The sequence below is a fragment of the Pseudoxanthomonas jiangsuensis genome, assembly GCF_010093185.1.
Taxonomy (GTDB): Bacteria; Pseudomonadota; Gammaproteobacteria; order Xanthomonadales; family Xanthomonadaceae; genus Pseudoxanthomonas; species Pseudoxanthomonas jiangsuensis.
In genome coordinates this window covers 20,695-36,558 of record NZ_PDWL01000022.1, presented here as the reverse complement: position 1 = coordinate 36,558, position 15,864 = coordinate 20,695, and the positions used below count along the sequence as shown (strand labels likewise).

The following is a 15,864-nucleotide window of genomic DNA, read 5'->3' as shown; positions in this document are numbered from 1 at the left end:
CTCTGACCAACATCCAACACAGCAGCTTCTGCCGTCGTCGGCCAGCCGGACTTGATTGCCGTCATCGATGGCCAAATGGACGCACTCCCAGCCGTTGCCATCAGAATTTACCTGCGGACTGCCAGACTCCCCGTGCGTGGCCCGCCTGGATCGGGCGGCTGGCATGCGGTGGGGAGGCTGGGGAGCGGCAACCCCCTATGGGATTCTGATACCCGGTGCGTCGGGAATCTCCGCCCCTGCGACGGCATTGACTATCATCCCCCCTGGAAACGGGATCGGGGATCGGTTGTCGCATGAATCAGGCGTCACTTTCGGCTTTCATCTGGTCGGTCGCCGACCTGTTGCGCGGGGACTACAAGCAATCCGAGTACGGCCGGGTGATCCTGCCGTTCACCGTGCTGCGCCGTCTGGACTGCGTCCTGGCGCTCACCAAACCGGCGGTGCTCAAGGAGTTCGAGGCCAAGACCGCCGCCGGGCTGAACCCGGATCCGTTCCTGCTGCGCAAGGCCGGCACCAGCTTCTACAACACCTCCCCGCTGGACATGGCCCGGCTACTGGGCGACCAGGACCACATCCGCCAGAACCTGTACGCCTATATCCAGGCGTTCTCGCCGGCCGCCCGCGACATCTTCGAGCGCTTCGATTTCCACGCCCAGGTCGAGCGCCTGGCCAAGGCCAACCTGCTGTATCTGGTCACCGAGAAGTTCGCCAACATCGACCTGCATCCCCAGACCGTCAGCAACGCGCAGATGGGCGTGGTGTTCGAAGAGTTGATCCGCAAGTTCGCCGAAATCTCCAACGAGACCGCCGGCGAGCACTTCACCCCGCGCGAAGTCATCCGCCTGATGGTGAACCCGGTAGAACCCGAGGCCGAGAGGTACAGGCGCTTGCCGCCCGAGTGGGGAAGCTGCCACTACGAGGAAACCCTCGGGATGATGCGGGCGCAAAGTCCAATGTTTGCCCGACCCTAGCTGGCCTTACGGCGCTGGCGACGTCTACGAGGGACTGGCCGGTCCACTGGCCGCTTTTGGCCGGAAGTCGCCAGTGACAGGGGCCAGGGATTAGGGCACGTTATCGAGGGTGGGCGGGCTGGATTGCCAACCCGAGCGGATGTTCAGTTAGGGCATCACGCCCTACCTCTGTCTTCTTCGAGAAGCGGCGCTTGTCCTGAGAGCAGATAACATGACTGCTGGGCGGGATCGATGCAGCAGCGCAGCAACCAGGCTGCGTCGAGGCGTAAACCTAGGGAGCCCCAAGAATGGCTGGCCAGTCAGGCTGCAATATCAACTGTGCCACTTCAGTGGGTGCCTCGCTCAACCAGCGGTGTGCATGCGAAGTAGTCGACGTCTTGCGGCTGCACGAGTCGATCCGGGCCGCCTTCTCGGAGTCCATGTCTGACCCGGCCGTTCACGCACATCTGTTCTCTCGGTACGCCCTGTTCGTCGACCGTGCGGCGTTGGACGCCATGGGGCGAGTCGCGGCGGCGCTCTTCGAAGTTGCAGAGAATCCACGATACCGCGAGCGCGTCCTGCAATGGGCCCCCGACATCGCAACCCATTACCCGGGTTCGGCGGGTGGCGTCCTGGGGCTGGACTTTCACCTGACCGTCGACGGCCCGCGGTTGATCGAGGTCAACACCAATCCAGGCGGGCTGCTCCTCAATGCCGTGCTGCTCGATGCCGTGAGATCTTGCGCGCCGGCTGCGTGGACCACCTGGACCACGGCGACGGAGGCCCATAGCGCGGCTGTAGCCGCCTGGCTTGACGATGCCCGGCAGCAGTCGGGCCGCGCGCCGTCCCGTGTGGCCATCGTGGACAGCGCCCCGCGGGAGCAGTTCCTCTACCCCGAGTTCGAGCTGTACGCGGACGCATTCCGGGAGCACGGCGTGGACTGCGTGATACGCGCGCCCGAGGATCTGAGGTTCGGCCCGGAGGGGCTTGCAGATGCCGACGGCCCGATCGACATGGTCTACAACCGGTTGACCGATTTCGCGCTTGAGGAAGCTTCGCATGCGGACCTTCGTCAGGCTTATCTCGCAGGGGACGTCGCACTCACCCCGCATCCGCGTGCGCACGCGCTGTTCGCCGACAAGCGCAACCTGGCGGTGCTTGGAGACGCGGCTTTGCTCGGCGGGTTTGGGGTCGATGCGGGTTTGACAGCCCTGCTGGCCGAGGTGATCCCGACAACGGTTGAAGTCGTCCCCGGAAACCGGGATGCGCTGTGGGCAGCGCGCAACGGCTACTTCTTCAAGCCTGCAGCAGGGTTCGGCAGCCGTGGCAGCTATCGGGGCGACAAGCTCACCCGGCGAACGTGGGAGTCGATGGCGTCGGCGACCTACATCGCACAGGCCTTCGCGCCACCGAGCATGCGGATCGTGCATGGGGGCCAGTCCCTCAAGGCGGACGTGCGCTGCTTCGCGTCCGAGGCGGGTGTGCTGTTGTTCGCGGCCCGGCTTTATCAGGGCCAGACTACGAACATGCGCACCCCAGGTGGTGGATTCGCAGCGGTGCTCACGACGCCACTGATCGGCGAGTAATCCTGGCTGGGGCCGCCCTGGCGGTATGCCGTGGACTACAGCCAGGCCAATGCTGATTCGGCCAGCTCGCGTTCCTCATTGATCGCGACGTTCCAGATGGCCGGCCCGCTCGCGGCATCGATCCGCGTGGCCCCAGCATCGTTGTCGTCAGGTGCCAGCGCCAGGCCAAGCCAGCCCAAGCGCGCGATGATCCGCGCCCGCAGACCCGGCGCGCGGTGGCCGATGCCGCCGGAAAAGACGACATGGTCGAGTCCGCCGATTCCCGTGGCCATGGCCGCGATGGACTGCGCGATCCGGACTGCGAAGAGGTCCACGGCAAGCTGGGCCTGCGGGCCAGGATCGGCAAGCAGCACGCGCATATCGCCGTGCCCGGCGATGCCGGCAAGACCTGCAGTGCGGGACAAACCATCTTCAATCGCTTGCGCGTCCAGCCGTTCGTGCCTGAGCAGGTACAGCAACGCACCGGGATCGAGATCCCCGGAGCGGGTAGGGCTCGGAATTCCCCCCAGCGGAGTGACCGCCATGGTGGTGTCGCGGCTCCGACCGTCCTCGACGGCGCAGACGCTGCAACCCCCCCCCAGATGCGCGAAGACGGCGCGGCTCCGCAGGATTCCGGCGTCCTGGCTGGCCACGACTCGCAGTGCAGAGGCGAAGGCGAGTCCGTGGAAACCGTAGCGGCGGACGCCCAGCGCATCCCATGCTTCGGGGATGGGCAGGCGCTGGCTCCAGGGTGCGAGTGTCACGTGGAAGTCCGTGTCGAAGGCCACGCCCTGGCGGGCTTGCGGCCAGCGCAGGCGCGCGGCACGCGCGAACGCGAGGGCGACCGGCTGGTGCAAGGGTGCGAATGGCACCAAGGCATCCAGTTTCGCAAGTACATCTTCGTCGAGCTCGCTGGCGTTGCGCAGGTCGCCGCCATGTACGATTCGGTGGACCACCACGTCGGGGCCGGGCGCCGGTATCGACAATATTTCGAGCAGGGTGGCAAGTCGCTCTTGCGCATCCGCGCCGACGGCAATCTCGGCCCGGGAGCGCTCCACGACGCGTGGCTGCGCGCCTGGCCCCTCAGCGTGCAACAGATAGCACGCGCCCTTGAGGGTGGACGAGCCAACGTTGAGTGCCAGAAGCCGGCGCGTGGTCATAGGTGTCGCCAGTTCATGTTCATGGGGACCGTACCGCCCGGCGCAACAGCTGCGCATTGATCGCCACCACGATGGTGCTCAGCGACATGAGCACTGCACCAAGCGCGGGTTGCAGCATGATCCCCCATGCAGCGAGAACGCCGGCAGCGAGCGGGATGGCGACGATGTTGTACCCGGCGGCCCACCACAGGTTCTGGATCATCTTGCGATAGGTCGCCTTGCTCAATGCAATGATCGCCGGCACGTCGCGCGGGTCGCTGCGCACGAGTACGACGTCGCCGGCCTCGACCGCGACGTCCGTCCCTGTGCCGATGGCGATGCCGACGTCGGACGTGAGCAGCGCCGGAGCGTCATTGACACCGTCACCCACCATCGCGACGCGCTTGCCCTGGGCCTGCAGCTCCTCGATCTTTGCCACCTTGTCCTCGGGCAATACCTCGGCGAAGACGGTGTCGATGTTGAGTTCCTTCGCGACCGCGTTTGCGACCGCCGTGGAATCACCCGTCAGCAGGACAACCTCCAGTCCTTCGTCGTGCAGCCGCTTGACCGCGTCGAACGATTCGGGACGGATGGCATCCGCGATCGCAAATACGGCGAGCACCCGGTCGCCTTCCACCAGGTAGGTTGCAGATTGACCATCGGCTGCCGCTGATTCGGCAGCCCGCCGAAGCGTCTCCGGCGGTTCGACCGCGAGCATTCTCAACAGACCCGGCCCGCCAACGTGAAGCGAGCGCTCCTCGACGACTGCGCGCACGCCGCGTCCCGGCATGGACTCGAAGTCCTGCGACATCGGAACGTCGATGCCATGTTCCTTGGCGCTGGTCATCAGCGCCTGCGCGATCGGATGTTCAGCGTCGCGCTGGACCGACGCGGCCACGCGAAGCACCTCGTCGTCGGTGAGTCCATCGGCGGCAGTGGTCTTCACGACGCGGTGCGAACCGAGCGTGAGCGTGCCTGTCTTGTCGAACACGACCGTGTTCAGCAAACGGGCCTCTTCCAGGCCGCGTCGATCGCGCACGAGCAGGCCGTTCCGTGCGCCAATCGTGGTCGAGATGGCGGTCACCAGCGGGATGGCCAAACCCAGCGCATGGGGACAGGCGATCACGAGCACGGTCACTACGCGCTCGATCGTGAAGCTCCACGGTCGACCGAGGAGTGGCCAGACAATGGCGGTAACCGCGGCGGAGACGATGGCGATGATCGTGAGGTAGAACGCCGCCCGGTCCGCCAGGGCCTGGGCGCGCGAGCGCGACGTCTGGGCCTGCTCGACGAGCCGCATGATACCCGCGAGCGCGGTCTCGTCGCCGGTTCCCGTCACCTCGACACGCAACGAGCCCTGTCCGTTGACGGTGCCGGCGATCACCCGGTCGCCCGTCGACTTGTCCATCGGCTTGGACTCGCCGGTGATCATCGCTTCGTTGACGGCGCTGGTCCCTTCCTTCACGACGCCGTCGGCGGGAATGCTCGCGCCGGGCCTGATGAGCAGCAGGTCGCCGCGCTTCAGTTCCGCGACAGGGACTTCCTTCGCGGTACCGGCCTCATCCAACCGCACCGCCATATCAGGCAGCAGCTTCGCGAGTTCCTTGAGAGCGCCCTGTGCCTGGTTGATCGAACGCATCTCGATCCAGTGGCCGAGTAACATGATCGCCACCAGCGTCGCCAGCTCCCACCACAGGTCCAAGCCCTCGACAACGCCGAGCGTGACCAACGCGCTGTAAAGGAAGGCGACGGTGATCGCAAGCGAGATCAGCGTCATCATGCCCGGCAGGCGATTTCTCAGCTCGTGGTATCCGCCGCGGACGAACGGCGAGCCGCCGTAGAAGTACACGATCGTGCCGAACACCGCCGGGATGTACGCCGACCCCGGGAACTGTGGTGCGGTGTAGTCGAACCAGTGCTGGATCATCCCGCTCCAGATCAGAGTGGGGATGGTCAGCAGCAGCGTGAGCCAGAACTTGTCGCGGAAGCTCGCCACGCTGTGGCCGGCATGCTTGTCGTGCCCGGCATGGACGTCGCCGTCAGCACCCTTGCGGGAATGCGGCGGTTGCCCGCCATGCGCCTGATGATCGTGCTGATGATGGTCGTGTTGCGTCATGGGTCTGCCTTTCTGGATGCACTGATGCACTGGGCATCAGCGGGGAGATAGATCAGTGATTCTGCAAGGGACTGTCTGAAATCGCGATCCCCAATGGTCGGGGCTCCAGCTGCTTACAAGTGCCCCGATCTGGCGATGGCCGTCACCAGCCGCAGCGAGAGCAATGCCGCAGCAGCGAAAGCCACGACAGCCAGGAAAGGCATGTGACCGAACACTTGCGGGCCGTCGGAGTGCAGGCTCAACAGCGCACCACATACATACAGGCCCAAGGTGACCAGGGCCAATGCCAGCCGATTGCCCGTGCGGGCGATTGCCTCCTGCGTCGAACTCAGGCCATGGTGATGTACGGAGAGGGCGGGCCGTCCGTCGCTCAGTTGCGCCTGCCGCAACAGGTCGGTGGCGATCTGGGGCAGCTGGCGGGCGGTGCGGGCCAGCCGCATGGCGAGCGGCCTGTTGCCGCCGGGGCGGCTGGCATCGGCGATCTCGGCGATCTCGGCGGCCTGTGCCGACAGCGTCCCCAGCAGATCCAGATCCGGATCCAGTGCCCGCAACGTGTTCTCGACCAGGAAAAGCGTCCGGATCAGGGACAGCAGGTGGGCAGGAAGCCGGAAGCCCGCGCCTTGGCCAATGCGTGCCACGCGCCAGATCGCCTCGGCAATGGACCACGCCGCCAATGGGCGGCTGGCCATCTCGGCCAGGATCAGGTGGATCTCGCGCACATGCGAGCGTCGCTCGACCTGCGGAGGGAAGAAGCCCAGGGCGATTGCCGCATCCAGGACACCCTCGGCGTCGTCGGCTGCAATGGCCTCGACCATGCCGCCAAGCGCGAGCCGCGATGCCGGGTCGAGCACACCGATCGAGCCGAAGTCATGCAGGCACAGGCGACCGTCGTCAAAGAAGAACAGGTTTCCCGGATGGGGATCTGCATGGAACACACCGGCGCCGAAGAGCTGATGCACGTAGGCATCGAGCAGCGCGCTCGCCAGCGCGGGAGCGGCCCCGGTTCCGTAAGCGGTCTCCAGGCGGGTGCCGTGGCTTCGGTCCTGGACCAGCACGTCGCGGGTAGCGTAGGGCTCGACGACGTGTGGCTGGGTAATGCCGGGCAGTGAGTCAAGCACCTTGGCCATGCGCCGCATGTTCTGTGCTTCGTGACGCATGTCGATTTCATCGCGCATGAAGGCGCCCAGTTCGTCCACGAGTTCGAGCGGCCGGTGTCGCTTGAGGGGCGGCCAGATCCACTGGGCCACGCGCATCGTGCGCCGGAGCAGCCGCAGGTCGGCCTGCACCTGGGCATGGATGCCGGGGCGGGTGATCTTGACGACCACGTTGCGACCGTCGTGCATGCGCGCAGGGTGGATCTGGGCGACTGAGCCCGCGGCCATCGGCTTGTCATCGAAACTGGCGAAGAGCGCGTCGACCGGTGCGCCGAACGCCTGTTCGACCACGTGCCTGGCCTGGTCCGCAGGAAACGCCGGCACGTCGCTGTGCAGCTGCGACAACGCATCGCGATACGGCGCAGGCAGCAGGTCCCAGCGCAGGCTCAAGCCCTGGCCCAGCTTGACGAAGGTGGTGCCGAGCCCCACCAGGGTGGTGCTGATGTAGGCGGGAAGCCGATCGGGTGCACGCCGGCGCAGGCGCAGCACGGCGACTCCGAGCTTCAGTCCGGCCCAGGCGATCTGACCTCCGCGGCGCACCGTGCCGGCCATCAGCGCGAGGTCCTGGCCGGCACGCTCACGACGCCTGTCCCGTTTCCGGGCGCAGGACGGTGGCCGGATCACCCCGACCATCCACTGCCGCCAACTCGGCTTCGGACAACAGGCTGCCACGGGGCTGGCCGAGGACGCCCGCAGCCGCGTCGACCACGTGCGCCCAGGTGCTGCGATTGGCGAACAGCAGGCCCGGCACGTCCAGCGTGCCGCCGCGGTTGACGAAGCCAAGTGCCGCAGTGGTGGCCGGGCCGGTGTCGAGCCGGCGCAGCGCGCCGAGGAAGGGCTCGGGCCGGGTGTGGGTGACGAATACGCGCGGCCGCTCCGCCGGGAACAGCGTATGGACCTCGCTGTCGGCGTGCACGTAGCGCGCCTCCTCCGGATCGCGCGGCGCGCGGAACCGGCCGGGCTCGCCGAGATAGACGATCGCTGCCGATGCACCGCGTTCGACCAGACGCGCCTGCGCGCGACGCACTTCCTGCAGCTGGTAAGCGCCGGTGGCGACCAGCAGGATGGCCGCCGTCGCCGGATCGCCGGCCAGGCACGTTGCGCCGGTCTCTGCCAGCGCCTTGGCCTGCTGTGGCGTCAGCTCATGCGACACCGGGCGCTTGGGGACAATCAGGGTGGTGACCGTGCCGCGCTGCGCGTAGGCGTGGGCGAGGGCGGCTGCGGCGCCGTTGGCGTCAGGCGGAAAGACCACGCGCGAGATGTCGGCCATTTCGCCCAGCAGCGTCTCGGCCATGGTCGGATCCTGGTGGGACTGCTCGTTCTTCGCGTTTTCCCAGGTGTGCGAGGTCAGCACCAGAGGCACGCCCAGCCAGCCGGGTGGACGTCCGGCTTGCTTCTGATGGCGGGCGAGAATCAGCTCCTGGCGCACGGCACCGAGCATCTTCGGCGCGAAGGCCTCGTACGTCACCACCAGGTTCAGCCCGCCCTTGTTGCCAAGCGCCGCGCACACGACAGCCTCCTCGTTGAGCGCGGTGATGACCGCGCCGGTCGTCGATTCGGCGACGCCGGGCTCGGGCTCGTGCACCCGGTGCTTCATCGCATCGAGGGTGCGGTCGAGCTTGTTGCTGCGCAGCTCGTCGGGATTGCCCACGCGCACGCGCAGCCCCGGGTTCGCTTCGGCGATGGCGACGAACTGTTCGTCGAGCGCGGTCATCGGTGAGCTCTTGCCGCCGACGCCGCGATCGGCAATGGCTGGAACGCGGGGCGGGTCTATCTGGCGATCGGCGAGCGCATGGTCGCGCTCGCGCACACGCTGCTGCAGGTCGTGGCTGTTGAGTGCGGCAATGGCCTCATCCAGTTCGGACGCGGCCACGAACAGCGCCGCGGCGCCTTCATTGAACAGCGCGCGTGCCGCGGCATCCTTCGCCGGATTCCCGGGCAGGGGCAGGTTGTGCGAGGCGTTGGTCCCGGCGCCGGAGAAGCCGAAGCCCTTGACGGTTTCGGCGATGCCATAGGGCAGCCGCACGTGTGCATCGGGGACGGCGGCACCCGCCTGCAGGCGCGACTCCATCACGTGGATGCCCCAGGCGATGCTGGCCGGATCGCGCCCGTCCAGCGCGATCGGATCAAAGCCGTTCAATCGCAGGTGCCGGTCCAGCCACCGCTCGCCGCCCTGCTGGGTGATCTGACTGCGCTGTTCGATGCGCCGCCCGTTGAGGATGATGATCGGGCTGACCAGTCCGCTGTCCTCGGCACGCCACCAGCGCGGCGCCCAGTCGCTGCCGCGCTGTTCCTCGAACGCACCGTCGCTGAGGAACGCCACCAGGCGTTCGTCCTTGAGCGGCGCATGCACGTACTGCAGCTCGGCGAAGCCGAGATAGCCGCCTTCCATCACGCCGCCGGCGGTGTGCGCATTGACGTGGGAGCCTAGGGGCGACGCCGGCGTGCCGTCTGGATTGAGCGTGTAGGCGTAGAAGTCGCCGACGAGCCGGCTCAGGCCGTCGTCCGATCGGTCGTAACGCTCCGCGTGCCGGTCGGTCATGTTGCCCACCAGCACGTTCAGCGCGTCGATCGCGGCCACGCAGTGTCCCTGGCCCATCATCCATGCGCGGGTGACGCCATCCAGGGCGTCCATCAGCAGGTAGCCGGCATAGGCGGGCACCATGTTGAGGGACCCGCCGGTGTGGCCTTCGGGGGTGATCTTGAAGTCATCGGACTCGAGGGCCGCACCGTCGGTACGGACCCGCTGGCTGTAGGTCATGTGCGCCACCAGCCACATGCCGGCGCTGGTGACGCGGTCGGCCGCGGCGAGCCGCTGCCAGGCGGTGCCGGCATCGGGCGTGCGGCCCAGGGTCACCAGCTCGTCCACCATCTGGCGGACCCGGAGCTGGGTGAGCGGGTCATGCCGGATCACGCCGTAGCCGGCAGCCCAATGGGCGAACGCGGGATCGGTCTGCCGGTGGGCGTCGGCCAGTTCAAGGATCCGCTGGCGCTCGGCGGCCGACAGCTGGTCGGCGGTGCAGCAGTTGAGATGCAGGTTCATGGGTCCTCCGGGGAATCGGTCGAAGCGCGCATCAGGGTCGATGCCGCGGCGGCGAGGTCGGCGCCCAGCGCGATCGCGTTCGACGGGTGGGGAATGGTGTCGGTGCTGACGATGCGGGCCAGGCCCGCCTCCTGCAGGCGGGCGTAGGCATCGCCCGCGAACACCGGATGGAGGGCGACCAGCAGCGGCGGCGGCAGCGACAGCTGGCGCAGGTGCGCGAGGGTCTCCAGGATCGTATGGCCGGACGACACGATGTCGTCGACCAGGACCGGGGTCCGGCCGGCCACGGCCGCCGGGTCAGGCAGGCTCACGCGCACGTCGTAGTCGCCGTGGCGTTCCTTGGCCAGCACCTGCCAGTGCATGCCGGAGCGGGCGGCGATGTCGGCGACCCATTGCTCGCTCTCGCTGTCGGGTCCGATCAGCACCGCGTCGGGGACGGTCTCCGCGATCCAGCGCGCCACGGCCGGCGTCGCCGACACGTGGGCCGTCGGAATCCGGTAGAGCGACTGCAGGCGCTCGACGCGGTGCAGGTGCGGGTCCACGGTCACCAGCCAGTCGAACGTCTCCTCCAGGAACTGGGCAAACAGCGGCGTGCTGACCGCTTCACCACCATGGAAACGCTTGTCCTGGCGCATGTACCCCAGGTAGGGCGCGATCAGGCCGACCGAGCGCGCCCCGAACTCGCGCGCCGTTCGGGCGGCGAAACGCAACGGGAGGGCCAAAGCATCGGCGTGGCGCAGGCTGGCCAAGATGGCCACATCCGCGCCAGCCAGCGAGTCCTCCAGGGTCACCAGCGACTCGCCATCGGGAAAGTGCCGCCAAGCCACAGGTGCAATGCGCGCCTGCATAGCCTGGTTCATGGTGCTGGCCAATGCTGCATCGGCCGGGAAGGGCATCAGCACACGGGTCATGGAACCTCTCCAAGCACAAAGGGTTGCAGCGTCGCGGCGTGCTCCAGCGCGTAGGCCAGCTCGCCCGGAGACTCCGCATGCAGGGTCAGCAGAGGCTGTCCGCGCTCGACCGCATCGCCGACGCGCAGACTCGTTTCCAGGCCGGCGGTGGGGGATGTGGGTGCGCCGGCCAACTTGGCCAGCTTGGCCAGCCTGCGGTTGTCGATTTCCGTGATGCGGCCCGACGCGGATGCCGGAACGTCGGCGGTGAATGGCGCCCGCGCCGGTTCGCGGAAGCCTCCCTGGGCTTCGCAGATCGCCAGGAACTTGGCCAGCGCCCTCCCGGAATCCAGCACGCTGCGCGCGCGCTCCAGTCCGGTGCCGGCGCTGCTGCCCGGTGCCATGTCCAGCAGCGCCGCCGACAGCGCAAGCGCGCGTTCGCGCAGGTCGGCCGGTGCGTCGGTGGCGTTGCGCAGCACCTTGAGCACATCGTGCGCCTCGAGCGCCGGGCCGATGCCCCGACCCACCGGCTGGGTGCCGTCGGAGCGATGGATGGCCAGCTGCAATCCAAGCGCGCTGGCGGTGTGTGCAAGCCGCGAGCCGAGGCTGTCCGCCGCAGCCTCACTGCGCACCTTGGCGGTCGGACCCACCGGCATGTCGATCAGCACGTGGGTGGAGCCCGCCGCGATCTTCTTCGACAGCACGCTGGCTACCAGTTGTCCGTCGCTATCGAAGTCCAGCGGGCGCTGGACCCGGATCAGGATGTCGTCGGCCGGGCTCAGGCGCACGTTGCCGCCCCAGACGATGCAGCCGCCCTCGCGCTCCACCACCCGCCGCATCGCCGCCAGGTCGAGCGCCACCGGCGCCATCACTTCCATGGTGTCGGCGGTGCCCGCGGGCGATGTGATGGCGCGCGAGGACGTCTTCGGGATGCGGTAGCCCAGCGCGGCCACGATGGCCACCACGATCGGGGTGGTGCGATTGCCCGGCAGGCCGCCGACGCAGTGCTTGTCCAGCACCGGCCCATCGCCCCAGTCCAGGCGCTGGCCAACCGCGATCATGGCCCGCGTCAGCGCGGTCGTCTCGACGTTGTCGAGGCGGTCGGCCGCGCTGGCCGTGACGAAGGCGGCAAGCTCCAGGTCCGACAGCCTGCTTTCCATCACGTCCTGCACCAGGGCGAGGTACTGCGCGTCGTCCAGCCGTGCCCCGAACACCTTGGCGCGGAGCGCGCCTGCCGACGCCGCGGGTTCCGCGTGCCGGACCCGGGCAAGGACATCGGGCATGGGATCGAGCAGCGTCCACGCGGTCTCCGAGAGCGCCACCTCGTCCAGGCCGAGCCGATCGTCCACGACCACGTTCAGCGTCGCCACCAGCGTGCGCGCGCCGACGTCCAGCCTCACGCGAGTCATCGCGGCAAAGCCTTCCGAGCGGCAGACTTCACAGTCGCGGTGCATGTACACCACCGGCTGCTGGTAGGTGTCGATGCCGGCACGGGTGACGCGCAGCAGGGTGTGAGCAGCGGCCAGCTCGCTCATCGCGCATCCTCCAGCCCAACGCGCTCCAGGTGCTCCGGAACGCGCGCGCGCCAGCCCAGCTCGCGCTGCACGCGCCCGCGCAACGTGTCGGCTGCATCGGGCTCGCCGTGGGTGAGGTAGACGACGCGCGGCGCGGACGGCGCGGTGCGCATCCAGTCCAGCAGTTCCCCGGCGTCGGCGTGGCCAGAAAAGCCTTCCAGCTGCACTACCTCGGCGCGAATGGGGACCTCGCGGCCAAACATGCGCAAGGTTCGCTTTCCTGCCGCCAGCGCGGCACCGCGTGTTCCGCCGGCCTGGTAGCCCGCGAGCAGGATCGCGTTTCGGTCATCCGGACCGAACGCCTCGATGTGGTGCAACACGCGCCCCCCGGTCGCCATCCCGCTGGCGGAGATGATGATCATCGGTCCGCGCTGGCGGTTGAGCGCCTTCGACTCTTCCACCGTGTCGACGAAGGTGGCCACGTCGAACATCCGCTGGCAGTCCTCTTCGGACACGTGGTGCTCGGAATGGTGGGCGTGGTAGTGCCGGGTCGCGTTGATCGCCATCGGGCTGTTGAGGTACACCGGCACGCGAGGGATCTCCTTGCGCTCACGCAGCCGGGCGATATGCAGCATGAGCGCCTGGGCGCGTCCGACAGCAAAGGCGGGGATGACGATAACGCCCCCGCGCGCGGCAACACGGCGGATGATCGGGGCCAGTTCCGCTTCCTGGTCGATGGGAATGTGTTCGCGGTCGCCATACGTGGACTCGCAGACCAGCGCGTCACAGGCGGGTAGGGGCGTCGGCGGATTCATCAGCGATTCCTGCTGACGCCCCAGATCGCCACTGAAGTGCAGACGCTGGCCCTGGACGTCCAAGCTGAGGTGTGCGGCGCCCAGGATGTGGCCGGCGGGATGGAAGCGGACCTTGAAGCCCGACGCGACCTCGATGTCGCGCTCGTAGTCATGCCCCTTGAGCTGCTTCAGGCTGCTGCGGGCGTCCTCCTCGGTGTAAAGCGGTCGAGGTTCCTTGTGCTTGGAGTACCCCTTGCGGGCTGCGTATTTCGCCTCTTCTTCAAGCAGGTGCCCGCAGTCGGGAAGCAGCAGGCCACACAGGGACACGCTGGCGTGGGTGCAGTGGATCCAGCCGCGGAATCCCTGTTTGACCAGCGCGGGCAGGTAGCCCGAATGATCCAGATGGGCGTGGGTCAGGAGCACCGCGTCGATGGACGCCGGATCGACTGGGAACGGTGCCCGGTTGCGGTCGCGCAGCTGCTTGTAGCCCTGGAAGAGACCGCAGTCGACCAGCACGCGCTGGCCATTGGCCTCGACCAGGTAGCGCGATCCGGTGACGGTACCGGCGGCACCGAGGAACTGCAGCGTCGGGCGGGAAGTCGAGGTCATGATGAGCTCCGGGCCTGGCAGGAAGTGATGGGGGACAGCGGGCACACGTCCGACGCAGATCGCGCCGGACGCGTGGCTTGCTCACGGTCGAATCAGCTCGACGATGTCATTGACCTTGGGCTTTCCGGAGATCACTTCAGCCTCTGCGTAGTGGTCGTCGAACAGCCCGGTGATGCGCACCTGACCGACGGCTTCCCGGCGAAAGCGCGGCCCGGTATTCCGGGGACCGCGGTTACTGCGCTTGTGCCGGATCACATCCAGCACCTGGTCGACCTGGGCTCCGTCGGCCTTGCCGACGCAGACCACCAGTGTGTCGTCCTGCGTCTCCAGAACCTGGCCGCGCATAAACACGTTGTGGCGGAACCCGCCTTCGCTCGCGGAAGCAGCCCCCGGCAGTGCGAAGGAGAAGGCAAAGGCGCCCGCCAGCGCCAGCGCGGCGAACCAGCGATTGGGATTGGTGCGTGGGCCAGCAAAACAGGCGGCATGTGTGACGTTGTTCATTGTGTGGACTCCTTGAATGGATGTGAGGCGAAACAGCGAGACTGCGAGAGCACAAACGGATGGAACACGACGGTCGGCCTTCATCGGACTTCCCCCGCCGATCGGACAGGACCGCGCCGGCGTCGCGGTATGAAGGCCGGCACCTCCTGCATGTAGCTCACGTAGTCCTCGCCGAAGCGGCTCAGGCAATCTCTCTCCTCACGACGCGCGAGGCGGGCATAGGCCCACACCAGCACCGGATAGCTGGCGAGCGTGAGCAGCGTGGGCCACTGCAGGAGGAAACCAGTCAGTACGAGTACGAAGGCGACGTACTGCGGGTGACGCATGCGTGCATACGCGCCCTCCCGGGCAAGCCGACCCTCACGCTGTGCCCGATACAGCACGGGCCAGGCTGCCGACAGGAGCCAGAACCCGCCGCCGATCAGGATGAAACTCGCCAGGTGGAATGGACCGAGATGCGGATTGGCGCGCCAGCCGAACCACATCTCCAGCAGATGGCCGGCGTCATGGCTGAGCCAGTTGACCTGCGGATAGTTGGCGCTGAGCCACCCGCCCAAGACGTACAGCGTCAGCGGGAAGCCATACATTTCCGCGAACAGGGCCACGACGAAGGCGGAGAACATACCGAACCCACGCCAGTCCCAACGGGTCAGCGGTTTGTAGAAGCTCCAGGCGAAGAAGATGAAGAACGCGGCGTTGATGGCGGCGAGGAGCCAAAGACCGTAGCCGGAGTCAGGTGCGTGCATGTCGGTGTCCTTCGTTCGAGGTGTCGGACGTTTCGTCGTTCCATGCCCGGTTCCGACGGCTCTGATGGTGGCCATGGGGTGGGTCGTCGGCATTGCCGTCGCGCCCATGACTTCCGTCGCCTCCATGACCGCCATGCCCTTTGTGCATGAACACATGCATCAAGGGACACAGCAGCAAGATGGCCAGCGGCAGCCAGCGGAGCGTCCCCGCAAGGTGGGCGCGGTGCTCGACGCCGAGATAGAACAGGGCCAGCGCCAGGAAGATCCAGAAGACCCAAGGTCGGGACCCTGAGGTGGCAGGACCAGGAACAGTCATGGCAAGTTCTCCTGAGTGGGGCGACGTCCAAGGAGTCGCCCCGGGGTGGACCTGACGAATCCGCCGCCCTCAGCGGCGGCAACGGATTCGATCAATGCGCAGACATCGTCGCCAGTCGGGATGGAGTCCGGCAGCGAAGTCCAGGCGTGGACGGCATGCTCCATCCGCCCGTGCATTGCCAGCAGGTTGTCCAGTTGCTGGCGGGTGTCTTCGAGTCTGCGTCGGATGATGTCGCGCACCAGCGGGCAGGGACTCCTTCGCAGAACACTGTGGCGGACGATTTCCTCGATCTCCGCCAGCGTGAAGCCGAGCTGTTGGGCGGTGCGAATGAAGCGCAGGCGCTGGAGCTCCGAAGCCGAGAACAGCTGGTAGCCGCTCTCGGTGTGCCTCGCCGCCTGCAGCAGGCCGCGCCGCAGGTAGTTGCGCACCACATGCACCGTGACATCGCCCTGCCGTGCCAGCTGGCGGACCGTCATCAGCGGCAGCGTCACTTCTTCCTTGGTCGTCATCGGCTTGCTCCCGGCGAG

13 protein-coding genes are annotated in these 15,864 nt (G+C 67.3%); 2 read left to right on the top strand and 11 right to left on the bottom strand.

Translation table 11 applies throughout. The features are described from left to right. Nucleotides 1–293 precede the first annotated feature (293 nt). Complete coding sequence (locus CSC62_RS13230; protein ID WP_246194426.1) at nt 294–971, top strand: type I restriction-modification system subunit M N-terminal domain-containing protein; 678 nt, start codon at nt 294–296, stop codon at nt 969–971. Between the two features lie 377 nt (nt 972–1,348). Further along, nucleotides 1,349–2,536 (top strand): hypothetical protein, encoded by a 1,188-nt coding sequence (locus CSC62_RS13225; protein WP_246194424.1) that lies wholly within the window; start codon nt 1,349–1,351, stop codon nt 2,534–2,536. Nucleotides 2,537–2,571: 35 nt separating this feature from the next. Here the strand turns inward: CSC62_RS13225 and CSC62_RS13220 are convergent, their stop codons facing one another. From CSC62_RS13220 to CSC62_RS13170, 11 genes are all read right to left on the bottom strand, one after another. Continuing rightward, nucleotides 2,572–3,675, bottom strand: a complete 1,104-nt coding sequence (locus tag CSC62_RS13220) for a hypothetical protein (RefSeq protein ID WP_162407152.1) — start codon at nt 3,673–3,675, stop codon at nt 2,572–2,574. 19 nt (nt 3,676–3,694) lie between these two features. After that, nucleotides 3,695–5,770 carry a heavy metal translocating P-type ATPase gene (locus CSC62_RS13215; protein ID WP_225763777.1) on the bottom strand — a complete coding sequence of 692 codons (2,076 nt, stop codon included), beginning with the start codon at nt 5,768–5,770 and terminating at the stop codon, nt 3,695–3,697. 113 nt (nt 5,771–5,883) lie between these two features. Beyond that, nucleotides 5,884–7,476 (bottom strand): ABC1 kinase family protein, encoded by a 1,593-nt coding sequence (locus CSC62_RS13210; RefSeq protein WP_162407150.1) that lies wholly within the window; start codon nt 7,474–7,476, stop codon nt 5,884–5,886. Nucleotides 7,477–7,501: 25 nt separating this feature from the next. Continuing rightward, nucleotides 7,502–9,967 carry a phosphoketolase family protein gene (locus tag CSC62_RS13205; protein WP_246194423.1) on the bottom strand — a complete coding sequence of 822 codons (2,466 nt, stop codon included), beginning with the start codon at nt 9,965–9,967 and terminating at the stop codon, nt 7,502–7,504. After that, entirely contained in the window at nt 9,964–10,878 is a 915-nt protein-coding gene (locus CSC62_RS13200; protein WP_024867878.1) for a ribose-phosphate diphosphokinase, read from the bottom strand. The genes CSC62_RS13205 and CSC62_RS13200 overlap by 4 nt, the downstream gene beginning before the upstream one ends. Then, on the bottom strand, nt 10,875–12,392 hold the full coding sequence (locus CSC62_RS13195; RefSeq protein WP_162407148.1) for a thymidine phosphorylase family protein: 1,518 nt from the start codon (nt 12,390–12,392) through the stop codon (nt 10,875–10,877). The genes CSC62_RS13200 and CSC62_RS13195 overlap by 4 nt, the downstream gene beginning before the upstream one ends. After that, nucleotides 12,389–13,774 carry an MBL fold metallo-hydrolase RNA specificity domain-containing protein gene (locus tag CSC62_RS13190; RefSeq protein ID WP_162407146.1) on the bottom strand — a complete coding sequence of 462 codons (1,386 nt, stop codon included), beginning with the start codon at nt 13,772–13,774 and terminating at the stop codon, nt 12,389–12,391. Before CSC62_RS13190 ends, CSC62_RS13195 begins: the two co-directional genes overlap by 4 nt. A gap of 81 nt (nt 13,775–13,855) precedes the next feature. Further along, nucleotides 13,856–14,275 (bottom strand): hypothetical protein, encoded by a 420-nt coding sequence (locus CSC62_RS13185; protein WP_162407144.1) that lies wholly within the window; start codon nt 14,273–14,275, stop codon nt 13,856–13,858. A gap of 80 nt (nt 14,276–14,355) precedes the next feature. Beyond that, the gene (locus CSC62_RS13180; RefSeq protein WP_162407142.1) at nt 14,356–15,021 is read right to left on the bottom strand and encodes a methyltransferase family protein; all 666 of its coding nucleotides are present in this window, start codon (nt 15,019–15,021) and stop codon (nt 14,356–14,358) included. After that, the gene (locus CSC62_RS18195) at nt 15,008–15,337 is read right to left on the bottom strand and encodes a DUF2933 domain-containing protein (protein ID WP_162407140.1); all 330 of its coding nucleotides are present in this window, start codon (nt 15,335–15,337) and stop codon (nt 15,008–15,010) included. The genes CSC62_RS13180 and CSC62_RS18195 overlap by 14 nt, the downstream gene beginning before the upstream one ends. After that, nucleotides 15,334–15,846, bottom strand: a complete 513-nt coding sequence (locus CSC62_RS13170; RefSeq protein ID WP_211369007.1) for a MerR family transcriptional regulator — start codon at nt 15,844–15,846, stop codon at nt 15,334–15,336. Before CSC62_RS13170 ends, CSC62_RS18195 begins: the two co-directional genes overlap by 4 nt. Nucleotides 15,847–15,864: the final 18 nt, after the last annotated feature.

Bases quoted from the DNA above. Each gene is read 5' to 3' on its own strand.
- CSC62_RS13185 (WP_162407144.1), bottom strand. From the start codon at position 14,275: ATGAACAACGTCACACATGCCGCCTGTTTTGCTGGCCCACGCACCAAT.
- CSC62_RS13215 (WP_225763777.1), bottom strand. From the start codon at position 5,770: ATGACGCAACACGACCATCATCAGCACGATCATCAGGCGCATGGCGGG.
- CSC62_RS13205 (WP_246194423.1), bottom strand. From the start codon at position 9,967: ATGAACCTGCATCTCAACTGCTGCACCGCCGACCAGCTGTCGGCCGCC.
- CSC62_RS13190 (WP_162407146.1), bottom strand. From the start codon at position 13,774: ATGACCTCGACTTCCCGCCCGACGCTGCAGTTCCTCGGTGCCGCCGGT.
- CSC62_RS13200 (WP_024867878.1), bottom strand. From the start codon at position 10,878: ATGACCCGTGTGCTGATGCCCTTCCCGGCCGATGCAGCATTGGCCAGC.
- CSC62_RS13210 (WP_162407150.1), bottom strand. From the start codon at position 7,476: ATGGCCGGCACGGTGCGCCGCGGAGGTCAGATCGCCTGGGCCGGACTG.
- CSC62_RS13220 (WP_162407152.1), bottom strand. From the start codon at position 3,675: ATGACCACGCGCCGGCTTCTGGCACTCAACGTTGGCTCGTCCACCCTC.
- CSC62_RS13180 (WP_162407142.1), bottom strand. From the start codon at position 15,021: ATGCACGCACCTGACTCCGGCTACGGTCTTTGGCTCCTCGCCGCCATC.
- CSC62_RS13195 (WP_162407148.1), bottom strand. From the start codon at position 12,392: ATGAGCGAGCTGGCCGCTGCTCACACCCTGCTGCGCGTCACCCGTGCC.
- CSC62_RS13170 (WP_211369007.1), bottom strand. From the start codon at position 15,846: ATGACGACCAAGGAAGAAGTGACGCTGCCGCTGATGACGGTCCGCCAG.
- CSC62_RS13230 (WP_246194426.1), top strand. From the start codon at position 294: ATGAATCAGGCGTCACTTTCGGCTTTCATCTGGTCGGTCGCCGACCTG.
- CSC62_RS18195 (WP_162407140.1), bottom strand. From the start codon at position 15,337: ATGACTGTTCCTGGTCCTGCCACCTCAGGGTCCCGACCTTGGGTCTTC.